This is a genomic window from Hyphomonas sp. UBA3601, assembly GCF_002375605.1.
Classification (GTDB): Bacteria; Pseudomonadota; Alphaproteobacteria; order Caulobacterales; family Hyphomonadaceae; genus Hyphomonas.
On the sequence record NZ_DFME01000061.1, the window covers coordinates 4,646 to 8,222 of the forward strand.

The 3,577-nt window shown below is 54.1% G+C and carries 4 protein-coding genes; all 4 read right to left on the minus strand.

Annotation, left to right across the window (positions count from 1 at the left end):
* On the minus strand, positions 1-1,393 hold a 1,393-nt coding region (locus tag B4F73_RS06720), incomplete at its 3' end, for a hypothetical protein (RefSeq protein WP_290482817.1).
* Positions 1,393-2,232: a hypothetical protein gene (locus B4F73_RS06725; protein ID WP_290482818.1), complete on the minus strand. Its 840-nt coding sequence runs from the start codon at positions 2,230-2,232 to the stop codon at positions 1,393-1,395. The genes B4F73_RS06720 and B4F73_RS06725, both read right to left, overlap by 1 nt.
* Positions 2,229-3,200 (minus strand): TRAFAC clade GTPase domain-containing protein, encoded by a 972-nt coding sequence (locus tag B4F73_RS06730; protein WP_290482819.1) that lies wholly within the window; start codon positions 3,198-3,200, stop codon positions 2,229-2,231. Before B4F73_RS06730 ends, B4F73_RS06725 begins: the two co-directional genes overlap by 4 nt.
* Positions 3,197-3,577: GTPase-associated system all-helical protein GASH (locus B4F73_RS06735; protein WP_290482820.1), on the minus strand; the 381-nt coding region annotated here is incomplete at its 5' end. The genes B4F73_RS06730 and B4F73_RS06735, both read right to left, overlap by 4 nt.

Here is a 3,577-nt window from a genome sequence, read left to right on the forward strand (position 1 = left end):
AGGCCTCCTCAAGAGCCGCAAGTATGTTCTTAGGGTGACTGAGAAGCAGAAGTTGCGCTTCGGACTTGTGGAAGCGAGCTCTGGCAAGCAAAGGAGAGAGCTGCTCAATTGCCTTGCCCGCGATTGTTGGTGGCGTTTGCGACATCGCAAGATCAAGGAGAGCCGTAGGAGCTTCGCCGAGGACCATCACTCCAATCTCAGTATTGGTGACAAGCAAAGTCCATATGTGGGGAGCTAGTTTGATCGCCATATTTTTGGTCATCGCGCCTAGCACGCCAATGCCTGCCCGCCGCCATTCCCTGGTCGCTGCTTCTGCATCAAACATCGCCACGAGAAGTTCGCATACATCATCCTGAGGGCCGATGCTCGCCATTCGATTTGCGAAGGACATTTCAAGTTCTTCGGGTTGATCCAAAGCCAGATTGAATGGCGCCCAATTCACATTCCGTATGGCCATAATGTGTTCTAGTGCAGCCGGACCTGGACGAGACAAGACGGCGTCCAAGATCTTACGCTTCACTGACGTTCCTTTGTCCGGATCAGGCTGCAACACCCCTACTACGCGCAAGGCTGCAACAGCGTCGCTGAAGGACACACTTGTCTTTTCTGCGATCTCGCATGATCGTCCAAGTAGTGCGATTTTTGACAGGCTGATCGAATGGATGTTGAGATCTTCGATATGTGCTTCGAGTTTCCCGCTAGACCCGCTTGACAGGTACCGCCCCGCCGCGGGTCGGGCCGGAGACTGATCGTATGTCGCATCGATCCGCCTCTCAAGCGGCCAGAGCATCTCAAGCGAAGCAGGAACCAAGGCGATTTGCAGGCCCTGACTTTGCGCTTCGTCCGGCCCAAAACTCAAGCCGAACCTAAGCTCACTGCGCATAGCTGGCGGAAGCTTGGCCCAGAGGCGTATGATAAGATTCTCAAACCGCGCGTCGTCGACCGTAATGGCAGGAAACTTCGAAGGCACAGTCACCATATCGGAAAAGGGGCCTGGTGGAGGTTCCTCAACCCTACCGGTCGCACTGATCATTCGACGTTCAGCGAGTAGCGGCGAGCTTCGCGCTTTCTGCAGATGGCCAAAGATCGCCCGTAAATCCGCAAATGCCTCGATGTCGTCTTTTGCGACAACAATTGCATGACTGAAAACCATGCCGTTTCTCTCGGCGCTGGGGTCAGAGCTCGTGCGCGCGACGACATAGCTATTCCCGATCAAAGCGCCTGAAACATAGCTTGTCAGCACGTAGCCTTGTGGTGGTTGGCCCGGAAGGTCAAGGTAGTGTGCGAGGCTTTGCGATTGTGCGTCAGAGACACTCGATGACAACACATTCATCCCTCGATCACGTTCTCCGACGAAAATTTCGTCAACAACCAAGGGCATCGGTTTAACCACTAACTGCGCCTAGCAGCGTTAAGTACCCATTCTACCGGTGACAGCAAATCCCCGGATTGGGCGCCGTCTTCATCAAGAACATAACCCATCTTATCGGGCCCCTTGGCGACGAAATCAGCATCTGGCTCGGAATCGCTTAGCGCTTGACCAAGTGGCGAGACGCCGAAAATTCGCAGGTCTTCTGAACTCCAATTTGTACGCAAGTAAGCGTCAAGGAGCGGCAATTTCAGGCGCGAGTACTCAGCGGGAGAGAGGTCCGTTTTCAATTCATCATAACAAGACAAGATCACACATATAGGTGGCGGGTTGGTCCATGCCTCCGAATAGGCGGCGACCTTGAAACGAAGCATCTGCAGCGTTTCGACAAGGCGCGATTGAGCGGATAGAACACTTTCAGTTTCATCATCTTCGGCAGGCAATCTGACCTGACGCGTAAGGACATCTTCTGGCAAGCGCACGCGGCTGGCTCGAACCATAAAGACCCATGCAGAGGTCGATTCAATCTTCTCGCGCCATGCAATCGGCATGCGCCGTTCCGCGACCATAGCGCTTATTTGCTCACCGCCATAATCGGGCCATTCAAGGGTGAAACGCGCGTCATCAGATTTGCGTCTTATAGTCCAGCGACTTGTCGACGACTCGCTTCTTGGAGTGTGGCGTCCCGCCAAACCCTGGCTGATCTGGTCCATGGTTTCGCGGAAAGGCTGAAGATTGTCGCTATTGATGAGTTCCATCGTTCCAAGACCGCTATTGAGACGCCTCAGAAGCTGAGCGCCGAAATGCGTCTTGCCGACATCGGACTCACCGATCAGAAGAATTGAAGCGGAACGCTCAGTCATGATGCGTCTCGATATGCCATGAAGGGATCGAATGCGGCGTGGTCAGGCCTCGTCAGAGAAATGGTACGGCTCCGGGGCTCGAAAGCCCAAGAGAAAATCACCTCCAACTCTTGCAGTGTCTTGTCAGGGTCAGGATTTTCTTGCTCTGGGACGCCAATCGCGAACACTGGCCCATCCTTGAAACAGGATCGGAATAGGTCTTCGATCGTATTTGACAATTCTGCGTCTCGCGGGAGATCATTCTTGGTCCATACCAGCGCCACACCTTCGGTGCCAGAATCGCTGGCAATTCTCCTGATTAAAAACTCCAGCTCCCGGCGAGAAACCCCACCCTTCTTTCCCATCAAGGCGTCGGTGTCTGCGGCGATAAGCAGTTTGTCAGAATGGTCCGCTGTCCAGCGAGCGCCGGCCGCTTTTTCCGATGTCGGCTTGTCAGTCCATGCAGAAAACCACTCCCCTGAAGCGTCGGCCAAAAGCACATCCATGCGGTTCCGATCATCGTCAGAAAGCCCCAAATGCAAAAGGCCAGGTACTCGCCCGTTCTGGGATGTATGCGGTGGAAATTTGATGGTTTCTCCTGCATTCAATTGCAAATGACGCGCGATGTTCTCCCAGCCCTGTAGAGTAAATGAGCCAGAAAACGTATGAGGACCGATACGGCGCCCGCGATAGATGGCCAGAAAAAGAAGACAGAGAAGCGTCGTTTTTCCAGCGTCAGCTGCACCGGCAATTCCTACAAGGTGCGGGCGACGTGTCGCCGAGACGAAGCGAAGATCGATGAGGCCAAGTGGACGTCCAGTCCATGGGAAAAGTTCATCATCCTCAGTACGAAACGCTCCCATTGCCACGATTGCATTGGGTGCCACAAAGTGCGGACATTTCGAAGGATCCATATGGCCTTTCGCGCACGACGTTTGGGGAACAAAGCAGTCGTCTTGCTTGCAAGTTTGGTTATCGGACAAACTCATTTGGCGGCGCCCGTCACTTTTCCGGCTGTTCCGGCCTCGTCAGGGGGAGACACCGGCGTGACATGTTGAATCGCTTTCAAGGCTTGGAATTCAAGGAACAAAAGCGAAGCGAAGGCTGCCGGATCTAATTTCAGGGTTCCTTGGAAGACGGTCCGCTCGGAGATGAGTTCTGGGCGAGTTGCCCCCTCCAGGACAAGAGCGCCCAATGGTCTTAAGTTGGCTGTTTGATCTGGTTGCGAACTCTTGAATGGAACTATTTCATCGGCCTCTGACATCGCGGCAAGAAAATCGCCCAGTGAAGTCGTTTCGTTCTCACCCGAAAGGGTACGAACCGATTCTCGCAAAAAGGCTACAACACTGGCAGGCGCGAGCGCCGG